Source organism: Staphylococcus sp. FSL W8-1268 (assembly GCF_038003965.1).
Taxonomy (GTDB): domain Bacteria; phylum Bacillota; class Bacilli; order Staphylococcales; family Staphylococcaceae; genus Staphylococcus; species Staphylococcus hominis.
The window spans coordinates 2,153,726-2,173,379 of sequence record NZ_JBBOQE010000001.1 but is presented as its reverse complement, the minus strand read 5'-3'; the positions used below and the strand labels follow the sequence as shown (position 1 = coordinate 2,173,379).

Here is a 19,654-nt window from a genome sequence, read left to right as displayed (position 1 = left end):
TTACATTATATTAATTGTTATTAACAGTAAATTTTCTGAAAATTCTCAAAAGGAGTGGGCATCGTGTTTAAAGATAAACTAAAAAGAGGATTATATGATTACCGTGAGGAACATGATGCATGTGGAATCGGTTTTTATGCCAATATGGATAATTTAAGATCTCACGATATTATTGAAAAGTCATTAGAAATGTTGCGTAGATTAGACCATCGAGGCGGTATTGGAGCTGATGGTATTACTGGTGATGGCGCAGGAATTATGACAGAAATTCCCTTCGAATTTTTTAAAAAACATACTCATTTCGACTTACCTAATGAAGGCGAATATGCGGTAGGTCTTTTTTTCTCTAATCAAAAAGTTTTAGATACACAGCATGAAATTGTATTTAATCAATACTTTAACGATGAAGGATTGAAAGTAATTGGTTATAGAGATGTACCTGTAGACACACAAGCATTAGCAGAACATGTTGCTTCTACAATGCCTTATGTACAACAAGTATTTGTAGATTTAAACCAACACGAAACGCCTGTTAAACAGCTTTATTTAGCACGTAAACAAATTGAACAATATGCAGAACGCGAACATTTAGAATTATATTTTACAAGTTTGTCTCATAAAACGATTGTCTATAAAGGGTGGTTACGTTCAGATCAAATCAAGACGTTATACCTAGACTTAAATAATGAGGATTATCAATCAAAATTAGGACTTGTTCATTCTAGATTTAGTACGAATACGTTCCCTAGTTGGAAACGTGCACATCCTAACCGACTTCTTATGCATAACGGAGAAATTAATACGATTAAAGGTAATGTTAATTGGATGCGTGCCCGTCAACGTCAACTGATTAATACTTTATTTGGTCATGAAAGTGAAAAAATTCAAAATATTGTTGATGAAGATGGAAGCGACTCAGCTATTGTAGATAACGCGTTGGAGTTTTTAAGTTTAGCAATGGAGCCTGAAGAAGCGGCGATGTTACTTATACCAGAACCATGGTTATATAATAAATCCAATGATGAACATGTACGTGCATTTTATGAATTTTATAGCTATTTAATGGAACCTTGGGATGGCCCAACAATGATTTCATTCTGTAATGGCGATAAAATTGGCGCATTAACTGATCGAAATGGATTACGACCAGGACGCTATACAATCACTAAAGATAATTTTATTGTTTTCTCATCTGAAGTAGGTGTGATTGATGTACCAGAAGAAAACGTTGCGTTTAAAGGACAATTGAATCCTGGGAAATTATTGCTCGTTGATTTTAACTCTAATAAAGTCATCGAAAATAACGAACTTAAAACTCATATTGCACATAAATATCCTTATAAAGATTGGATTGATCAATACAAGATTGATTTAGAATTAGACGAAGTTCAATATCAACGTCAATTATTAGATGAAGCAACACTGTTTAAAGTACAAAAGCAGTTTGGCTACACTAAGGAAGATATTCATAAATATATGACAGATTTGGTGGTAGGAAAAAAAGATCCTATTGGTGCAATGGGGTATGATGCACCGCTCGCAGTACTCAATGAAAGACCAGAATCATTATTTAACTATTTTAAACAACTGTTTGCTCAAGTAACGAATCCACCTATCGATGCTTATCGTGAAAAGATTGTAACAAGTGAGTTATCTTATCTAGGTAGTGAAGGAAATTTACTTCATCCAGCACCGAATGTCTTAGATCGTATACAACTTACTAAACCAGTTCTTACATTAAATCAATTAGATAAAATTGGACAAAGTAAGTTTAACGTGAAACATTTATCGACCCTGTATCAAGATATTTCACTCGAAGAAGCTCTAAATTATATAGGAGAAGAAGCGGTTCAAGCTACAAAAGAAGGTTATACAATTTTAGTGTTAGATGATAGTGCACTAATCAATACAACTCAGTCGTTACATTATGCTATGCCAATGTTATTAGCTGTAAGTCATATTCATCAATTACTTATTAAAGAAGACTTACGTATGAGTACAAGTATTGTTGCTTTATCAGGTGAAACACGTGAAGTGCATCATGTTGCTTGTTTACTTGGATATGGTGCTAATGCAGTCATTCCATACTTAGCACAACAAACGATTGCTCATTTAACTGATAGTCACCATCTTGAAGGTTCAATTTCTGAAAATGTTGAAACATATACAAATGTTTTATCAGAAGGCGTTATTAAAGTTATGGCTAAAATGGGTATTTCTACCGTTCAAAGTTATCAAGGCGCACAAATATTTGAAGCAGTAGGCTTATCTCAAAATGTTATTGACACTTACTTTACAGGAACACAATCTAAATTATCAGGATTAAGTATTGAACAAATTGATGAAGAAAATAGAAAACGTCAAAGTAATGAAGAAGAATATCTAGCTTCTGGTAGTAATTTCCAATGGCGTCAACAAGGGCAACATCATGTATTTAATCCAACAACGATTCATTTATTACAACATGCCTGTCGTGAAAATGATTACGAGCAATTTAAAACATTTACTAATGCTGTGCATGACAATAGACACGACCATTTACGTGATTTACTAGAATTTAAATCTCAATCATCAATTCCTATTGAGCAAGTAGAATCTGTAGAATCAATTGTAAGACGCTTTAACACAGGTGCTATGAGTTATGGTTCTATTTCTGAGGAAGCACATCAAACTTTAGCAAAAGCGATGAATAAATTAGGAGGAAAAAGTAATAGCGGTGAAGGAGGAGAAAATCCTAAACGATATGTCATTCAAGAAGATGGCAGTTATTTATCAAGTGCGATTAAACAAGTTGCATCAGGACGATTTGGTGTAACTAGTGAGTATTTACAACACGCTAAAGAATTACAAATTAAAGTAGCTCAAGGTGCAAAACCTGGTGAAGGTGGGCAACTTCCTGGCACTAAAGTATATCCTTGGATTGCTGAAACACGTGGATCTACACCAGGTATTGGGCTTATTTCTCCACCACCACACCATGATATTTATTCAATTGAAGATTTAGCGCAATTGATTCACGATTTGAAAAATGCAAATAAGGATGCTGATATTGCTGTTAAACTCGTATCTAAAACAGGTATAGGAACGATTGCTTCAGGGGTAGCTAAAGCATTTGCAGATAAAATTGTAGTCAGTGGTTATGACGGTGGTACGGGTGCATCTCCTAAAACAAGTATTCAACATGCCGGATTACCATGGGAGCTTGGTTTAGCAGAAACACATCAAACATTAAAGTTAAATGATTTACGTAGTCGTGTACGTTTAGAAACAGACGGTAAGTTATTAACAGGTAGAGATGTAGCATTAGCGTGTGCATTAGGAGCAGAAGAATTTGGTTTTGCAACTGCACCTCTTGTTGTTCTCGGGTGTATTATGATGAGAGTGTGTCATAATGATACTTGTCCAGTAGGAATAGCAACACAAAATAAAGATTTACGTGCGCTTTATAGAGGTAAAGCGGATCACGTTGTCAATTTTATGCATTTCATCGCTGAAGAATTAAGAGAAGTTCTCGCAGAACTTGGCTTGAAAACAGTCGAAGAACTAGTAGGACGTACGGACTTATTACAACGTTCTCGTCATATTAATCCTAAATCTAAAGCTGCATCACTTGATATTGAGAAATTACTTCATGCAGTTGATGGACCGAACACAAAAGAAATAGCTCAAAATCATCATTTAGATATTGGATTCGATTTAAATTATTTATATAAAGAGGCAAAACAAAGTATTGAAAATGGGGAAACATTTAAAGGACAATATACAATTAATAACACTCAACGAAATGTTGGTGTAATTACGGGTAGTTATATTACGAAGCAACATGGTAGTAAAGGTTTACCTGAAGAAACGATTATTGCGGAAACGATGGGCCATGCTGGGCAAAGTTTAGGTGCATTTGCTCCTAAAGGACTATTAATACATCATACTGGAGATGCCAATGACTATGTAGGGAAAGGATTATCTGGTGGAACAGTCGTTGTGAAAGCACCAAAGCATGCTCGTGAAAATGAAATTATTGCAGGTAATGTATGCTTCTATGGAGCCTCTAGTGGTAAAGCCTATATTAATGGCAGTGCTGGAGAACGTTTCTGTATTCGTAATAGTGGTGTTGATGTAGTTGTTGAAGGAATTGGAGATCATGGTTTGGAATATATGACAGGTGGACACGTGGTTATACTTGGTGATGTTGGCAAAAACTTTGGCCAAGGTATGAGTGGTGGAGTAAGTTACATCTTCCCAAGTGATATCGAAGCATTTAAAAAAGCGAATCAACTTTCAACATTAGCATTTAAACGTGTGCAACATGATGAAGAAAAGCACTTACTTAAATCAATGTTAGAAGAACATTATCGTTATACAGAAAGTACAAAAGCTAAAGATATCTTAAATCAATTTGAAAATGTCACTGAACATGTCATAAAAGTAATTCCAAAAGATTATGAATTAATGATGCAAAAAATTGAGTTACAACGTCGTCATTTATCAGAAGATAACGAAGCAAAATTAGCTGCATTTTATGATCATCGCACATCGATTGAAAAAGACTTGCAACCAGCTGTGATTTATTAAAGAAAGGAAGGAAAAGTTATGGGTGAGTTTAAAGGGTTTATGAAATATGAGAAACAATCATTAGCAGAATTGTCACTCATTGAACGTTTAGAAGGACACGAAGCATTCCAACAACGATTTTCTAGAGAAGAAGCCTCTGTTCAAGGGGCAAGATGTATGGATTGTGGAACGCCATTTTGTCAAACTGGACTTCCTTTCGGACGAGAAACAATTGGTTGTCCAATAGGAAATTATATACCTGAATGGAATGATTTAGTTTATCATCAAGACTTTAAAGAAGCATACGAACGTCTAAGTGAGACAAATAATTTTCCTGAATTTACAGGACGTATTTGTCCTGCACCATGCGAGCAATCATGTGTTATGAAAATTAATCGTGATTCTGTAGCAATTAAAGGCATCGAACGCACGATTATTGATGAAGCTTATGACAATGGATGGGTAAAACCAAAATATCCAAAAGAACACAAAGACCAGAGCGTGGCAATTGTTGGAAGCGGTCCTGCAGGATTAGCAGCGGCGGAAGAATTAAATCATGTAGGCTATCAAGTTACTGTCTTTGAAAGAGCAGCTGAACCAGGTGGTTTATTAATGTATGGTATTCCAAATATGAAGTTAGACAAAACTGTGGTTCGACGTAGAATTGAAATCATGCGTGAGGCAGGTATTACTTTTAAGACAAATACTAATATCGGTGTAGATATAACACGTGATGAATTAGAAGAACAATTTGATGCGATTATATTATGTACTGGTGCTCAAAAAGCACGCGACTTACCTTTAGAAGGTAGAATGGGACAAGGTATTCATTTTGCTATGGATTACCTTACTGAGCAAATGCAAGTTTTAAATGGTGAGATTGAAGAAGCTTCAATTACGGCTAAAGATAAAAATGTAATTGTTATAGGAGCAGGGGATACTGGAGCAGACTGCGTAGCAACTGCTTTACGCGAAAATTGTAAATCTATTGTACAGTTTAACAAGTATACAAAAGCACCAGAAGAGATTACATTTGAAAGTAACACGTCTTGGCCTTTAGCGTTACCTGTATTTAAAATGGATTATGCTCATAAAGAATATGAAGCACGATTTGGAAGAGAACCTCGTGCATATGGTGTTCAAACTATGCGATATGATGTAGATACAATGGGTAATATTCGCGGCGTTTATACCCAAATTTTAGAAGAAACACCTGAAGGTATGGTAGTGGTTGATGGTACAGAAAGACACTGGCCAGCAGATTTAGTATTATTATCAATTGGATTTGAAGGAACTGAAACAACAGTACCACGATCATTTGATATTAAAACCAAACAAAATAAAATTGTAGCAAATGAGCAGGATTACCGTACAAATCAAGAAAAGGTATTTGCTGCAGGAGATGCACGTCGTGGACAAAGTTTAGTTGTGTGGGCAATTAAAGAAGGCCGAGCTGTAGCTAAATCAGTAGATCAATATCTCAAACAAAAAGTTTTAGCATAATAATATAAAAAGATTGACTTCCAATGAATAATATTATATGATGATTATTGTGTTCATTGGAGGAATACCCAAGTCCGGCTGAAGGGATCGGTCTTGAAAACCGACAGGGCCTTAACGGGCCGCGGGGGTTCGAATCCCTCTTCCTCCGCCATTATCATTTAAATCCAAGACTAATCAATATAAAGAAGATAAGCACTCAGTAACTTACTGAGTGCTTATTTTTATGTACTAAATTTTTAAAAAATTAAATTATTTAATGAAAGCCTTTACACAACTTGTCTAGACAAGTTATACTTTGTTTAAGTTAGAAACAAAGGAGTGGACATCGTGAGTGTAAAAAGAAAAGATGTACAAGATATTGTTCAAGCAATAGGTGGAAAAGAAAACGTAGATACTGCTACTCATTGTGTAACGCGATTACGATTAGTTTTGAAAGATGATAATAAAGTAGATAAGGAAGCTTTATCTAATAATACGCTTGTTAAAGGCCAATTTAAAGCTGACAATCAATATCAAATTGTTATTGGTCCTGGTACAGTAGATGAAGTGTATAAACAGTTTGTAAATGAAACCGGTGTAGAAACTGCATCTAAAGATGAAGCAAAAACTGCCGCTGCAAAAAAAGGGAATCCATTACAACGATTAGTAAAATTATTAGGAGATATTTTTATTCCAATTTTGCCAGCACTAGTAACAGCTGGTTTACTTATGGGGATTAATAATCTTTTAACTATGGAACATTTATTTGGTCCTAAGGCCTTAGTGGAACAACATCATCAATTAGGTGATATTTCTAATATTATTAATGTCATAGCTAGTACAGCATTTATCTTTTTACCAGCTTTAATTGGTTGGAGTAGTATGAAAGTCTTTGGAGGTAGTCCAATTTTAGGATTAGTGTTGGGGTTGATATTAATGCATCCTCAACTTGTTTCACAATATGATATAGCTAAGGGCCAAATTCCTACATGGAATTTATTTGGTTTAGAAATTAAACAACTAAATTACCAAGGGCAAGTTCTTCCGGTACTTATCGCGGCTTATGTACTTTCTTTAATTGAAAAAGCACTTAATAAAGTCGTGCATGATTCAATTAAGATGCTTGTAGTAGGGCCTGTGGCATTATTAATTACAGGATTCCTATCATTTATTATTATTGGGCCTATAGCATTAGGTATCGGAACAGCGATTACAGGTGCTATACAATTTATTTTTGAACATGCGGGTTGGTTAGGGGGCGCAATTTATGGTTTCTTCTATGCACCACTTGTTATTACTGGATTACACCATATGTTCTTAGCAGTGGATTTTCAATTGATGGGCAGTTCTTTAAAGGGAACTTATTTATGGCCAATTGTAGCCATTTCTAATATTTGTCAAGGATCAGCTGCATTTGGTGCATGGTTAATTTATAAACGTCGAAAAATGGCAAAAGAAGAAGGATTAGCATTAACATCTGGCGTTTCTGCTTTCTTAGGTGTCACTGAACCAGCTATGTTTGGAGTGAATTTACCTTTAAAAGTACCGTTTTTTGCTGCTATTTGTACATCGGGTATTTTAGGGGCAGTCATTGGAGCAAACCGAGTACTTGGTAATGTAGGGGTAGGAGGCGTTCCAGCTTTTATTTCAATCCAAAGTAAATATTGGTATATTTATATACCTGTTATCCTATTAGCAATGATTTTGCCAGCAGTATTAACGGTGGTTTTTTCTAAATTCACTAAAGTTAAAGCTAAAGAAATGATAGAAAATCCGGATGATATAAAATGAGACTTAAGAACTTTCATTATAAGATGTGAATAATTAATTATTTTGAAGAATATATTTTTAGATAAAGGTGGCATTAATATGATTCAAAACGATTGGAGAAAATCAGTAGTGTATCAAATTTACCCTAAATCTTTTAATGATACGACTGGAAACGGTAAAGGAGATTTGAATGGTATTATTGAAAAATTAGATTACATAAAGTATTTAGGCGTGGACTATATTTGGCTAACACCTATTTATGAATCTCCAATGAATGATAATGGTTACGATATCAGTGATTATTTTAAAATTAATGAAGAGTTTGGAACGTTAGATGATTTTAAAAAATTGATTTATGAAGCACATCGTCGAGACTTAAAAGTTATGCTAGACATTGTAATTAATCATACGTCTACGGAACATCATTGGTTTAAGGAAGCAATTCGTTCAAAAGATAATCCTTATCGAGATTTTTATTTTTTCAAATCATCAGCAGATGGACCACCAACAAATTGGCAATCTAAATTTGGTGGAAATGCTTGGAAATATGATGAGAAATCAGATGAATACTATCTACACTTATTTGATGTGACACAAGCTGATTTGAATTGGGATAATGAAAAAGTAAGACAAGCACTTTATGAAATGGTAAATTATTGGATTCAATTTGGCGTTGATGGCTTCCGTTTTGACGTAATAAATCTTATTTCTAAAGATGAATTTAAAAATTCGGAAGCTATCGGAAAAGAATTTTACACTGATGGCCCCCGTGTTCACCAATATTTACATGAACTCAACCGTCATACTTTTGGAAATAGAAATATGATGACAGTAGGTGAGATGTCTTCAACGACGATTGACAATTGTATTAAATATACACGTCCTGAGCGTCAAGAGTTGAATAGTGTATTTAATTTTCATCATTTAAAAGTGGATTATAAAGATGGTGAAAAGTGGACAAATGAAAAATATGATTTTCTTAAATTAAAGAAAATTTTAATGGAATGGCAAGTAGGTATCCATAATGGTGGTGGCTGGAATGCTATTTTTTGGTGTAATCATGACCAACCAAGAGTAGTATCACGATTTGGCGATGATACAAATGAATTGAATCGTCAAGCAAGCGCAAAAATGTTAGCTATTGCGTTACATATGTTACAAGGGACACCCTATATTTATCAAGGTGAAGAAATTGGCATGACTGACCCTCATTATACATCAATACAAAAATATAGAGATGTCGAATCTCTTAATGCGTATACACATCTAAAAGAAGAAGGAATACCAGAAGAAGAAATCTTGACCATTTTATCCCAAAAATCGCGTGATAATTCACGCACTCCTATACAATGGAATCAAAATGAAAATGCGGGGTTTACATCTGGTACGCCATGGATAGATTTACCTAATAATATAGATGCGATTAATGTTGAAGATGCTATAAGTAATAAAGATTCAGTTTTACATGTATATCGTCAACTTATTAAGTTACGTCATCATTATGATATTATTACTTATGGAGATATTGAACCATTGTATATGGATCATCCACAATTGTTTATTTATCGTCGCAACTATAAAAATGATTCTTGGTTAATTATTGCTAACTTTTCAAATGAAACTGTTAGGATTCCAGATGATCTTGATATAGTAGGAGATATTATTATTCAAAGTGGTACAATTCTTGACAATAAGATTTCACCATATGGTGCGATAGTTATTAGTAAGTCATATTAAATGATAGGGTGAAAAATTAAAAATGGGTCAACAAAAATTTGCAGTAATTTATGAAAAATTAAAAAAAGATATTTCTGAGGGAATATACTTACATGGTGAACAACTACCGTCAGAACGTGAGCTTGTAGAAACGTATCACTCATCTCGAGAAACGGTAAGAAAAGCACTTGAATTACTTGCAAATGATGGGATGATTCAAAAAATTAAAGGAAAAGGATCGATAGTTATTCAACAAGATATCACTGAATTTCCTTTTTCAGATTTAATTAGCTTTAAAGAAGTTAAAGAAAAGTTAAACTTAACTCATGAAACACATGTACTTGTAAATGAAATAATAAAGGCGTCTGATGTTCCTTTAGTGAAAGAACAATTGTGTTTAAGAAATAACGATTTATTATGTCATGTAGTAAGAAGTAGAAGTGTGGATGGAAAAGTTAAAATATTAGATGAAGATTATTTTCTAACATCATTAGTTCCTAAAATATCTAATGAGATAGCTAGAAAGTCTATTTATGATTATTTAGAAAAAGAACTTCATTTAAATATTAGCTATTCCAATAAATCAATTACATTTGAACCATTTAAGGATTTTGAATATCAAGTGTTTGGTAAAGTGCACCATCCATATACAGCGACAGTAAGAAGTACCGTTTTTCTTAAAGATACGACGCGATTTCAATATAATGTTTCAAAGCATTTAGCGACAGAGTTTAAGTTTAATGAATTTTCTCGTCGACAAAATAAATAGTAATATTTTTGAATTTGTTTTTAACTTGAATGATTTATAAATAAATATATTATTTTACTTGCAACGTTAATACGTTTTATAGTATTATAAAACTTACCGTGCTAGGTGGGGAGGTAGCGGTTCCCTGTACTCGAAATCCGCTTTATGCGAGACTTAATTCCTTCGTTGAGGGTGTACTTTTGTGAAGTCTGCCCGAAGCACGAGGTGTTTGAAGATTTCGGTCCTATGCAATATGAACCCATGAATCATGTCAGGTCCTGACGGAAGCAGCATTAAGTGGACACTCATATGTGCCGTAGGGTAGCCGAGATTTAGCTATCGACTTCGGTAACGTTTATGATGTACATTCGATTCGAAGGTGCACGGTTATTTAATTTAAAATTAATCATTTCTATAAATAGATATACTTTACGAGTGACTTTAATTTAAAGTCACTCCTTTTTTATATAAACTATAGAAGAACTTAGAATACAGATAAAGACTCTTAAATCATTTAAATAAGTTGGCATCGAACAACTATAAACATCATACTTATATACAGATATTCAAAATAAGCATTTTGAGAAAAAATGCCCTAAATTATTTTTATAATGAGGGTCATGGGTGTATACACTGATACATTCACTTACTTCATTTAACAGAAATATGATTAGGAACATGTTAATATAGGGGGAAGTTATGCAAGTTTATTTAAGTACTTTAACTGAAATGGATTATATCGAGACTTTAGAAAAACTTGAACAACATTATACTAATAACGAAGGTTTAGATGGTAAATCACATAGTAAAATAATTTCTAATTTAAGAAAACAACCTACATATAATTATGAATTAGAAGTTATTGCCAAAAAAGAAGATGGGGACATTATAGGGCACATCATGCTAAATGAAGTGAATCTCATTGATAATGAAGATACATTTAAAGTATTACAATTATCTTCTTTGATTGTAGCAACACCTTATCGAAACCAAGGTATAGGAAAAGCTTTAGTACAAGCTGTAGAAGAGCGTGCGAAAGCTCATCATTATACTGCTATTATTGTAGATGGTTGTCCTGATTATTTTACAACGTTAGGTTATGCATCAGCGGCGCAACATCATATTATATCGAAAAATGATGATAAGCCTCTTTATGTGAAATTCTTGTGGGATCAATTAAGTGAATATCCACATGGGAAACTAGAACCGATATCATAGAAGTATAAAAAATTAATATATCAAAGATATGGCATGATATAATTGATAAGTAATTGTATTGGAGGTGCGACTGTGAACTATCAAGCTTTATATCGAATGTTTAGACCTCAAAGTTTTAGTGATGTTGTAGGTCAAGAACATGTCACTAAAACTTTGAGAAATGCTATTTCAAAAGGAAAGCAATCTCATGCATATATTTTTAGTGGGCCAAGAGGAACTGGTAAAACAAGTATAGCTAAAGTGTTTGCTAAAGCTATTAACTGTTTAAATCCCCATGATGGTGAACCTTGTAATGAGTGTGCAATATGTAAAGGCATTACACAAGGAACAAATGGTGACGTTATTGAAATTGACGCTGCTAGTAATAACGGTGTTGATGAAATTAGAAATATTAGAGATAAAGTTAAATACGCACCTAGTGAATCAAAATATAAAGTTTATATTATAGATGAAGTTCATATGCTTACAACAGGTGCTTTTAATGCTTTATTAAAAACATTAGAAGAACCCCCAGCACACGCTATTTTTATTTTAGCAACAACAGAACCGCATAAAATACCACCTACGATTATTTCACGTGCACAACGTTTTGATTTTAAAGCGATTAGTACGGAACAGATTGTGGAACGATTACGTTTTGTTGCACAAGAACAATCACTAGATTATGAGGAAGCGGCATTAGAATTTATTGCTAAAGCATCAGAAGGTGGTATGCGTGATGCATTAAGCATTATGGACCAAGCAATTGCTTTTGGAGATGAGCATCTTACATTACAAGATGTATTAGACGTAACGGGTAGTGTAGATGAAGCGTCGCTTAATGAATTGTTTAACGATATCGTTAATGGAAATGTAAAAGAAGCATTTTCTCGTTATCATCACTTTGTATCTGAAGGTAAAGAAGTAAATAGACTTATTAATGATATGATTTATTTCGTAAGAGATACAATTATGAATAAAACCATCAATGAACAAACAAGTTACGATGCCTTAACTCAATTTGATTTAGAAACGTTATATTATATGATAGATATTATAAATGATACGCTCGTTTCTATTAGATTTAGTGTGAATCAGAATGTACACTTTGAAGTGTTATTAGTTAAATTAGCTGAAATGGTAAAAACAAATCCTACGAAAGTAGAAAATGTAGCAACAACTCCTGTTGCTACAGAACCTAATAATGAAGTGTTATTACAAAGAATGGAACAACTTGAAAATGAGTTAAAAACTCTAAAAGCACAAGGTATTTCACAGAGTAATAACAAGCACACACAAACAAACACACATTCTAGAAGTAAACGTCAAAGTAAAGCAGCATTTTCTATGACTCAGATAGCTAAAGTGTTAGATGAAGCAAATAAAGAAGATATTCAACTACTCAAAGAACATTGGCAAGAAGTCATTGATTATGCTAAAAGTAATGATAAAAAATCTTTAGTCAGCTTATTGCAAAACTCAATTCCAGTAGCAGCAAGTAGAAAACGTGTATTAATTCAATTTGATGAAGAAATACATTGTGAAATTGTTAATAAAGATGAAGAAAAAAGGAAAAACATTGAAAACGTCGTTTGTAATATCATAGATAAAAATGTTGAAGTAGTAGGTGTCCCTTCAGATCAATGGATGAGAGTAAGAAGCGAGTATATTAATCATAGAAAACAAAATGATCATCATTCTTCTGAAAGTACAAAAGATAATACTAAAGAGGAAACGTCTGATATCGCTCAAAAAGCGAAAGATTTATTTGGTGAAGATACTGTGAATATTATAGATGAATAATAAAATAGGTCAGTTTGTTTACAAAGTAAGTTGAATGAGTCATACATGACAATAAATATAAACGTATGTATAATAAAATATAAATTATAATAAAATTAATGTGAAAATTTAAGGAGGAAATGAATTATGCGCGGTGGCGGAAATATGCAACAAATGATGAAACAAATGCAAAAAATGCAAAAGAAAATGGCACAAGAACAAGAAAAACTTAAAGACGAACGTATTGTAGGAACAGCTGGTGGCGGTATGGTTGCTGTAACTGTAACTGGTCATAAAGAAGTTGTAGATGTAGAAATTAAAGAAGAAGCAGTAGATCCAGATGATATCGAAATGTTACAAGATTTAGTTTTAGCTGCAACAAATGAAGCAATGAATAAAGCAGATAATTTAACACAAGAACGATTAGGTAAACATACTCAAGGCTTAAATATTCCAGGAATGTAGGTTAAGTATGCATTATCCTGAACCGATTTCAAAACTTATAGATAGTTTTATGAAACTGCCAGGCATTGGTCCCAAGACGGCTCAACGTCTGGCTTTTTATACATTAGACATGAAAGAAGACGATGTCGTAAAATTTGCTAAAGCCTTAGTAGATGTTAAGCGAGAACTTACCTATTGTAGTATTTGCGGTCATATTACTGAAAAAGATCCGTGTTACATTTGTGAAGATAAACAAAGGGATCGTTCAATTATTTGTGTGGTTGAAGATGATAAAGATGTTATTGCAATGGAAAAAATGAGAGAGTATAAAGGCCTTTATCATGTATTACATGGATCTATCTCTCCAATGGATGGTATAGGACCTGAAGATATCAATATACCTACACTTATTGATAGATTAAAAGATGAAGAAGTTAAAGAACTTATATTAGCTATGAATCCAAACTTAGAAGGTGAATCGACCGCCATGTATATTTCAAGACTTGTAAAACCTATTGGAATAAAGGTAACACGCCTTGCACAAGGGTTATCAGTTGGTGGCGATTTAGAGTATGCTGATGAAGTAACGCTTTCTAAAGCAATTGCTGGTAGAACAGAAATGTAAATTTTTATGTGCTATTTATAGTAGATTAGTATTGAATAACGAGGATATTTTACCTTCAACAATACTAAATCACACTGTAAATAGCTTTTTTTAAAATTATTTTAAAAAAATGTAAATTTTTAAAAGTTTGTTTTATAGGAGAAGAGCAATGTAAAAAAAGCTATAAACTGAAACAAAACATACTTAATATTAACTATTAACAAATTATTTTATATAATGTTCGTATTTTGTAGATTAGACTCTATCTCTTACCTTTTGTAGTGTAATTTTTACCATTGTACATTTGGAAGAAACCCTGTATAGTATGTATTTGTTGAGCGAAACAAATCAACGAACATTAAAAACACAAAAAAATTAATTAAAAAAAGTTGTTGACTTTCATATCGATAGCGAGTATAATTAATTCTTGTGTTGAAGAAAATGAACATTGAAAACTGAATGACAATATGTCAACGTTAATTCCAATAAAGTAACTTAAATGTTACAAACACTATTTAGTATGATGAGCTAATCAAACATCATAAATTTTTATGGAGAGTTTGATCCTGGCTCAGGATGAACGCTGGCGGCGTGCCTAATACATGCAAGTCGAGCGAACAGACGAGGAGCTTGCTCCTTTGACGTTAGCGGCGGACGGGTGAGTAACACGTGGGTAACCTACCTATAAGACTGGGATAACTTCGGGAAACCGGAGCTAATACCGGATAATATTTCGAACCGCATGGTTCGATAGTGAAAGATGGCTCTGCTATCACTTATAGATGGACCTGCGCCGTATTAGCTAGTTGGTAAGGTAACGGCTTACCAAGGCAACGATACGTAGCCGACCTGAGAGGGTGATCGGCCACACTGGAACTGAGACACGGTCCAGACTCCTACGGGAGGCAGCAGTAGGGAATCTTCCGCAATGGGCGAAAGCCTGACGGAGCAACGCCGCGTGAGTGATGAAGGTCTTCGGATCGTAAAACTCTGTTATTAGGGAAGAACAAACGTGTAAGTAACTGTGCACGTCTTGACGGTACCTAATCAGAAAGCCACGGCTAACTACGTGCCAGCAGCCGCGGTAATACGTAGGTGGCAAGCGTTATCCGGAATTATTGGGCGTAAAGCGCGCGTAGGCGGTTTTTTAAGTCTGATGTGAAAGCCCACGGCTCAACCGTGGAGGGTCATTGGAAACTGGAAAACTTGAGTGCAGAAGAGGAAAGTGGAATTCCATGTGTAGCGGTGAAATGCGCAGAGATATGGAGGAACACCAGTGGCGAAGGCGACTTTCTGGTCTGTAACTGACGCTGATGTGCGAAAGCGTGGGGATCAAACAGGATTAGATACCCTGGTAGTCCACGCCGTAAACGATGAGTGCTAAGTGTTAGGGGGTTTCCGCCCCTTAGTGCTGCAGCTAACGCATTAAGCACTCCGCCTGGGGAGTACGACCGCAAGGTTGAAACTCAAAGGAATTGACGGGGACCCGCACAAGCGGTGGAGCATGTGGTTTAATTCGAAGCAACGCGAAGAACCTTACCAAATCTTGACATCCTTTGACCCTTCTAGAGATAGAAGTTTCCCCTTCGGGGGACAAAGTGACAGGTGGTGCATGGTTGTCGTCAGCTCGTGTCGTGAGATGTTGGGTTAAGTCCCGCAACGAGCGCAACCCTTAAGCTTAGTTGCCATCATTAAGTTGGGCACTCTAAGTTGACTGCCGGTGACAAACCGGAGGAAGGTGGGGATGACGTCAAATCATCATGCCCCTTATGATTTGGGCTACACACGTGCTACAATGGACAATACAAAGGGCAGCGAAACCGCGAGGTCAAGCAAATCCCATAAAGTTGTTCTCAGTTCGGATTGTAGTCTGCAACTCGACTACATGAAGCTGGAATCGCTAGTAATCGTAGATCAGCATGCTACGGTGAATACGTTCCCGGGTCTTGTACACACCGCCCGTCACACCACGAGAGTTTGTAACACCCGAAGCCGGTGGAGTAACCATTTGGAGCTAGCCGTCGAAGGTGGGACAAATGATTGGGGTGAAGTCGTAACAAGGTAGCCGTATCGGAAGGTGCGGCTGGATCACCTCCTTTCTAAGGATATATTCGGAACATCTCGTAGAGATGATACGGAATAACGTGACATATTGTATTCAGTTTTGAATGTTTATGTTAAAACATTCATATTTAATTAAATATTGCATTTACTATTATATTTTGTTATAATACTTAGATGTGATTATTAATTAATGACATTGTACATTGAAAACTAGATAAGTAAGTAAATAGATTTTACCAAGCAAAACCGAGTGAATAGAGTTTTAAATAAGCTTGAATTCATAAAAAATAATCGCTAGTGTTCGAAAGAACACTCACAGATTAATAACTATATTAGATTAAGTTATTAAGGGCGCACGGTGGATGCCTTGGCACTAGAAGCCGATGAAGGACGTTACTAACGACGATATGCTTTGGGTAGCTGTAAGTAAGCGTTAATCCAGAGATTTCCGAATGGGGAAACCCAGCACAAGTTATGTTGTGTTATCGACAAGTGAATTCATAGCTTGTCAGAAGGCAGACCCGGAGAACTGAAACATCTTAGTACCCGGAGGAAGAGAAAGAAAATTCGATTCCCTGAGTAGCGGCGAGCGAAACGGGAAGAGCCCAAACCAATAAGCTTGCTTATTGGGGTTGTAGGACACTCTATACGGAGTTACAAAGGAATATATTAAACGAATCATCTGGAAAGTTGAATCAAAGAAGGTAATAATCCTGTAGTTGAAAATATATTCTCTCTTGAGTGGATCCTGAGTACGACGGAGCACGTGAAATTCCGTCGGAATCTGGGAGGACCATCTCCTAAGGCTAAATACTCTCTAGTGACCGATAGTGAACCAGTACCGTGAGGGAAAGGTGAAAAGTACCCCGGAAGGGGAGTGAAAGAGAACTTGAAACCGTGTGCTTACAAGTAGTCAGAGCCCGTTAATGGGTGATGGCGTGCCTTTTGTAGAATGAACCGGCGAGTTACGATCTGATGCAAGGTTAAGCAGAAAATGTGGAGCCGTAGCGAAAGCGAGTCTGAATAGGGCGTGTAGTATTTGGTCGTAGACCCGAAACCAGGTGATCTACCCATGGTCAGGTTGAAGTTCAGGTAACACTGAATGGAGGACCGAACCGACTTACGTTGAAAAGTGAGCGGATGAACTGTGGGTAGCGGAGAAATTCCAATCGAACTTGGAGATAGCTGGTTCTCTCCGAAATAGCTTTAGGGCTAGCCTCAAGTGATGATTATTGGAGGTAGAGCACTGTTTGGACGAGGGGCCCCTCTCGGGTTACCGAATTCAGACAAACTCCGAATGCCAATTAATTTAACTTGGGAGTCAGAACATGGGTGATAAGGTCCGTGTTCGAAAGGGAAACAGCCCAGACCACCAGCTAAGGTCCCAAAATATATGTTAAGTGGAAAAGGATGTGGCGTTGCCCAGACAACTAGGATGTTGGCTTAGAAGCAGCCATCATTTAAAGAGTGCGTAATAGCTCACTAGTCGAGTGACACTGCGCCGAAAATGTACCGGGGCTAAACATATTACCGAAGCTGTGGATTGTCCTTTGGACAATGGTAGGAGAGCGTTCTAAGGGCGTTGAAGCATGATCGCAAGGACATGTGGAGCGCTTAGAAGTGAGAATGCCGGTGTGAGTAGCGAAAGACGGGTGAGAATCCCGTCCACCGATTGACTAAGGTTTCCAGAGGAAGGCTCGTCCGCTCTGGGTTAGTCGGGTCCTAAGCTGAGGCCGACAGGCGTAGGCGATGGATAACAGGTTGATATTCCTGTACCACCTATAATCGTTTTAATCGAGGGGGGGACGCAGTAGGATAGGCGAAGCGTACGATTGGATTGTACGTCTAAGCAGTGAGATTGAGTGTTAGGCAAATCCGGCACTCTTAAGATTGAGCTGTGATGGGGAGAGGAAATTGTTTCCTCGAGTCGTTGATTTCACACTGCCGAGAAAAGCCTCTAGATAGAGATTAGGTGCCCGTACCGCAAACCGACACAGGTAGTCAAGATGAGAATTCTAAGGTGAGCGAGCGAACTCTCGTTAAGGAACTCGGCAAAATGACCCCGTAACTTCGGGAGAAGGGGTGCTCTTTAGGGTGCAAGCCCAGAAGAGCCGCAGTGAATAGGCCCAAGCGACTGTTTATCAAAAACACAGGTCTCTGCTAAACCGTAAGGTGATGTATAGGGGCTGACGCCTGCCCGGTGCTGGAAGGTTAAGAGGAGTGGTTAGCTTCTGCGAAGCTACGAATCGAAGCCCCAGTAAACGGCGGCCGTAACTATAACGGTCCTAAGGTAGCGAAATTCCTTGTCGGGTAAGTTCCGACCCGCACGAAAGGCGTAACGATTTGGGCACTGTCTCAACGAGAGACTCGGTGAAATCATAGTACCTGTGAAGATGCAGGTTACCCGCGACAGGACGGAAAGACCCCGTGGAGCTTTACTGTAGCCTGATATTGAAATTCGGCACAGCTTGTACAGGATAGGTAGGAGCCTTTGAAACGTGAGCGCTAGCTTACGTGGAGGCGTTGGTGGGATACTACCCTAGCTGTGTTGGCTTTCTAACCCGCACCACTTATCGTGGTGGGAGACAGTGTCAGGCGGGCAGTTTGACTGGGGCGGTCGCCTCCTAAAAGGTAACGGAGGCGCTCAAAGGTTCCCTCAGAATGGTTGGAAATCATTCATAGAGTGTAAAGGCATAAGGGAGCTTGACTGCGAGACCTACAAGTCGAGCAGGGTCGAAAGACGGACTTAGTGATCCGGTGGTTCCGCATGGAAGGGCCATCGCTCAACGGATAAAAGCTACCCCGGGGATAACAGGCTTATCTCCCCCAAGAGTTCACATCGACGGGGAGGTTTGGCACCTCGATGTCGGCTCATCGCATCCTGGGGCTGTAGTCGGTCCCAAGGGTTGGGCTGTTCGCCCATTAAAGCGGTACGCGAGCTGGGTTCAGAACGTCGTGAGACAGTTCGGTCCCTATCCGTCGTGGGCGTAGGAAATTTGAGAGGAGCTGTCCTTAGTACGAGAGGACCGGGATGGACATACCTCTGGTGTACCAGTTGTCGTGCCAACGGCATAGCTGGGTAGCTATGTATGGACGGGATAAGTGCTGAAAGCATCTAAGCATGAAGCCCCCCTCAAGATGAGATTTCCCAACTTCGGTTATAAGATCCCTCAGAGATGATGAGGTTAATAGGTTCGAGGTGGAAGCGTGGTGACACGTGGAGCTGACGAATACTAATCGATCGAAGACTTAATCAATTTTTTCAAGTTTTGCGACGCAAATCTTTACTTACTATC

9 protein-coding genes, 1 tRNA gene, 2 rRNA genes and 1 other RNA gene are annotated in these 19,654 nt (G+C 36.9%); all 13 read left to right on the top strand.

What is annotated here, in order from left to right; translation table 11 throughout:
• The first annotated feature begins 63 nt into the window (after positions 1-63).
• The 13 genes from gltB (at position 64) to NST64_RS10960 (ending at position 19,615) form a co-directional block, all read left to right on the top strand.
• Entirely contained in the window at positions 64-4,572 is a 4,509-nt protein-coding gene (gene gltB / locus NST64_RS11020; protein WP_049418735.1) for a glutamate synthase large subunit, read from the top strand.
• An 18-nt stretch (positions 4,573-4,590) separates the two neighbouring features.
• Positions 4,591-6,054: a glutamate synthase subunit beta gene (locus NST64_RS11015; RefSeq protein ID WP_002488119.1), complete on the top strand. Its 1,464-nt coding sequence runs from the start codon at positions 4,591-4,593 to the stop codon at positions 6,052-6,054.
• Positions 6,055-6,112: 58 nt separating this feature from the next.
• Positions 6,113-6,205, top strand: a tRNA-Ser gene (locus NST64_RS11010).
• A gap of 176 nt (positions 6,206-6,381) precedes the next feature.
• Positions 6,382-7,824, top strand: a complete 1,443-nt coding sequence (gene treP / locus NST64_RS11005; protein WP_049418734.1) for a PTS system trehalose-specific EIIBC component — start codon at positions 6,382-6,384, stop codon at positions 7,822-7,824.
• A 78-nt stretch (positions 7,825-7,902) separates the two neighbouring features.
• Entirely contained in the window at positions 7,903-9,540 is a 1,638-nt protein-coding gene (treC, locus tag NST64_RS11000) for an alpha,alpha-phosphotrehalase (RefSeq protein ID WP_002454507.1), read from the top strand.
• A gap of 22 nt (positions 9,541-9,562) precedes the next feature.
• Positions 9,563-10,288 (top strand): trehalose operon repressor, encoded by a 726-nt coding sequence (gene treR / locus NST64_RS10995; protein ID WP_002447948.1) that lies wholly within the window; start codon positions 9,563-9,565, stop codon positions 10,286-10,288.
• A gap of 96 nt (positions 10,289-10,384) precedes the next feature.
• Positions 10,385-10,654: signal recognition particle sRNA large type (gene ffs / locus NST64_RS10990), an RNA gene on the top strand.
• A gap of 312 nt (positions 10,655-10,966) precedes the next feature.
• Positions 10,967-11,485, top strand: coding sequence for a GNAT family N-acetyltransferase (locus tag NST64_RS10985; RefSeq protein ID WP_019834724.1), 519 nt, complete (start codon positions 10,967-10,969; stop codon positions 11,483-11,485).
• Between the two features lie 72 nt (positions 11,486-11,557).
• Positions 11,558-13,267: a DNA polymerase III subunit gamma/tau gene (gene dnaX, locus NST64_RS10980; RefSeq protein WP_002454505.1), complete on the top strand. Its 1,710-nt coding sequence runs from the start codon at positions 11,558-11,560 to the stop codon at positions 13,265-13,267.
• Positions 13,268-13,393: 126 nt separating this feature from the next.
• Positions 13,394-13,711, top strand: a complete 318-nt coding sequence (locus tag NST64_RS10975) for a YbaB/EbfC family nucleoid-associated protein (protein WP_002447964.1) — start codon at positions 13,394-13,396, stop codon at positions 13,709-13,711.
• 7 nt (positions 13,712-13,718) lie between these two features.
• A complete protein-coding gene (recR, locus tag NST64_RS10970; protein ID WP_002447967.1) occupies positions 13,719-14,315 on the top strand; it encodes a recombination mediator RecR in 597 nt (198 codons plus the stop codon).
• A 527-nt stretch (positions 14,316-14,842) separates the two neighbouring features.
• A 16S ribosomal RNA gene (locus NST64_RS10965) occupies positions 14,843-16,393 on the top strand.
• 300 nt (positions 16,394-16,693) lie between these two features.
• Positions 16,694-19,615: ribosomal RNA gene (locus NST64_RS10960) — 23S ribosomal RNA — on the top strand.
• Together the 16S and 23S rRNA genes form the textbook arrangement of a ribosomal RNA operon.
• Positions 19,616-19,654 lie beyond the last annotated feature (39 nt).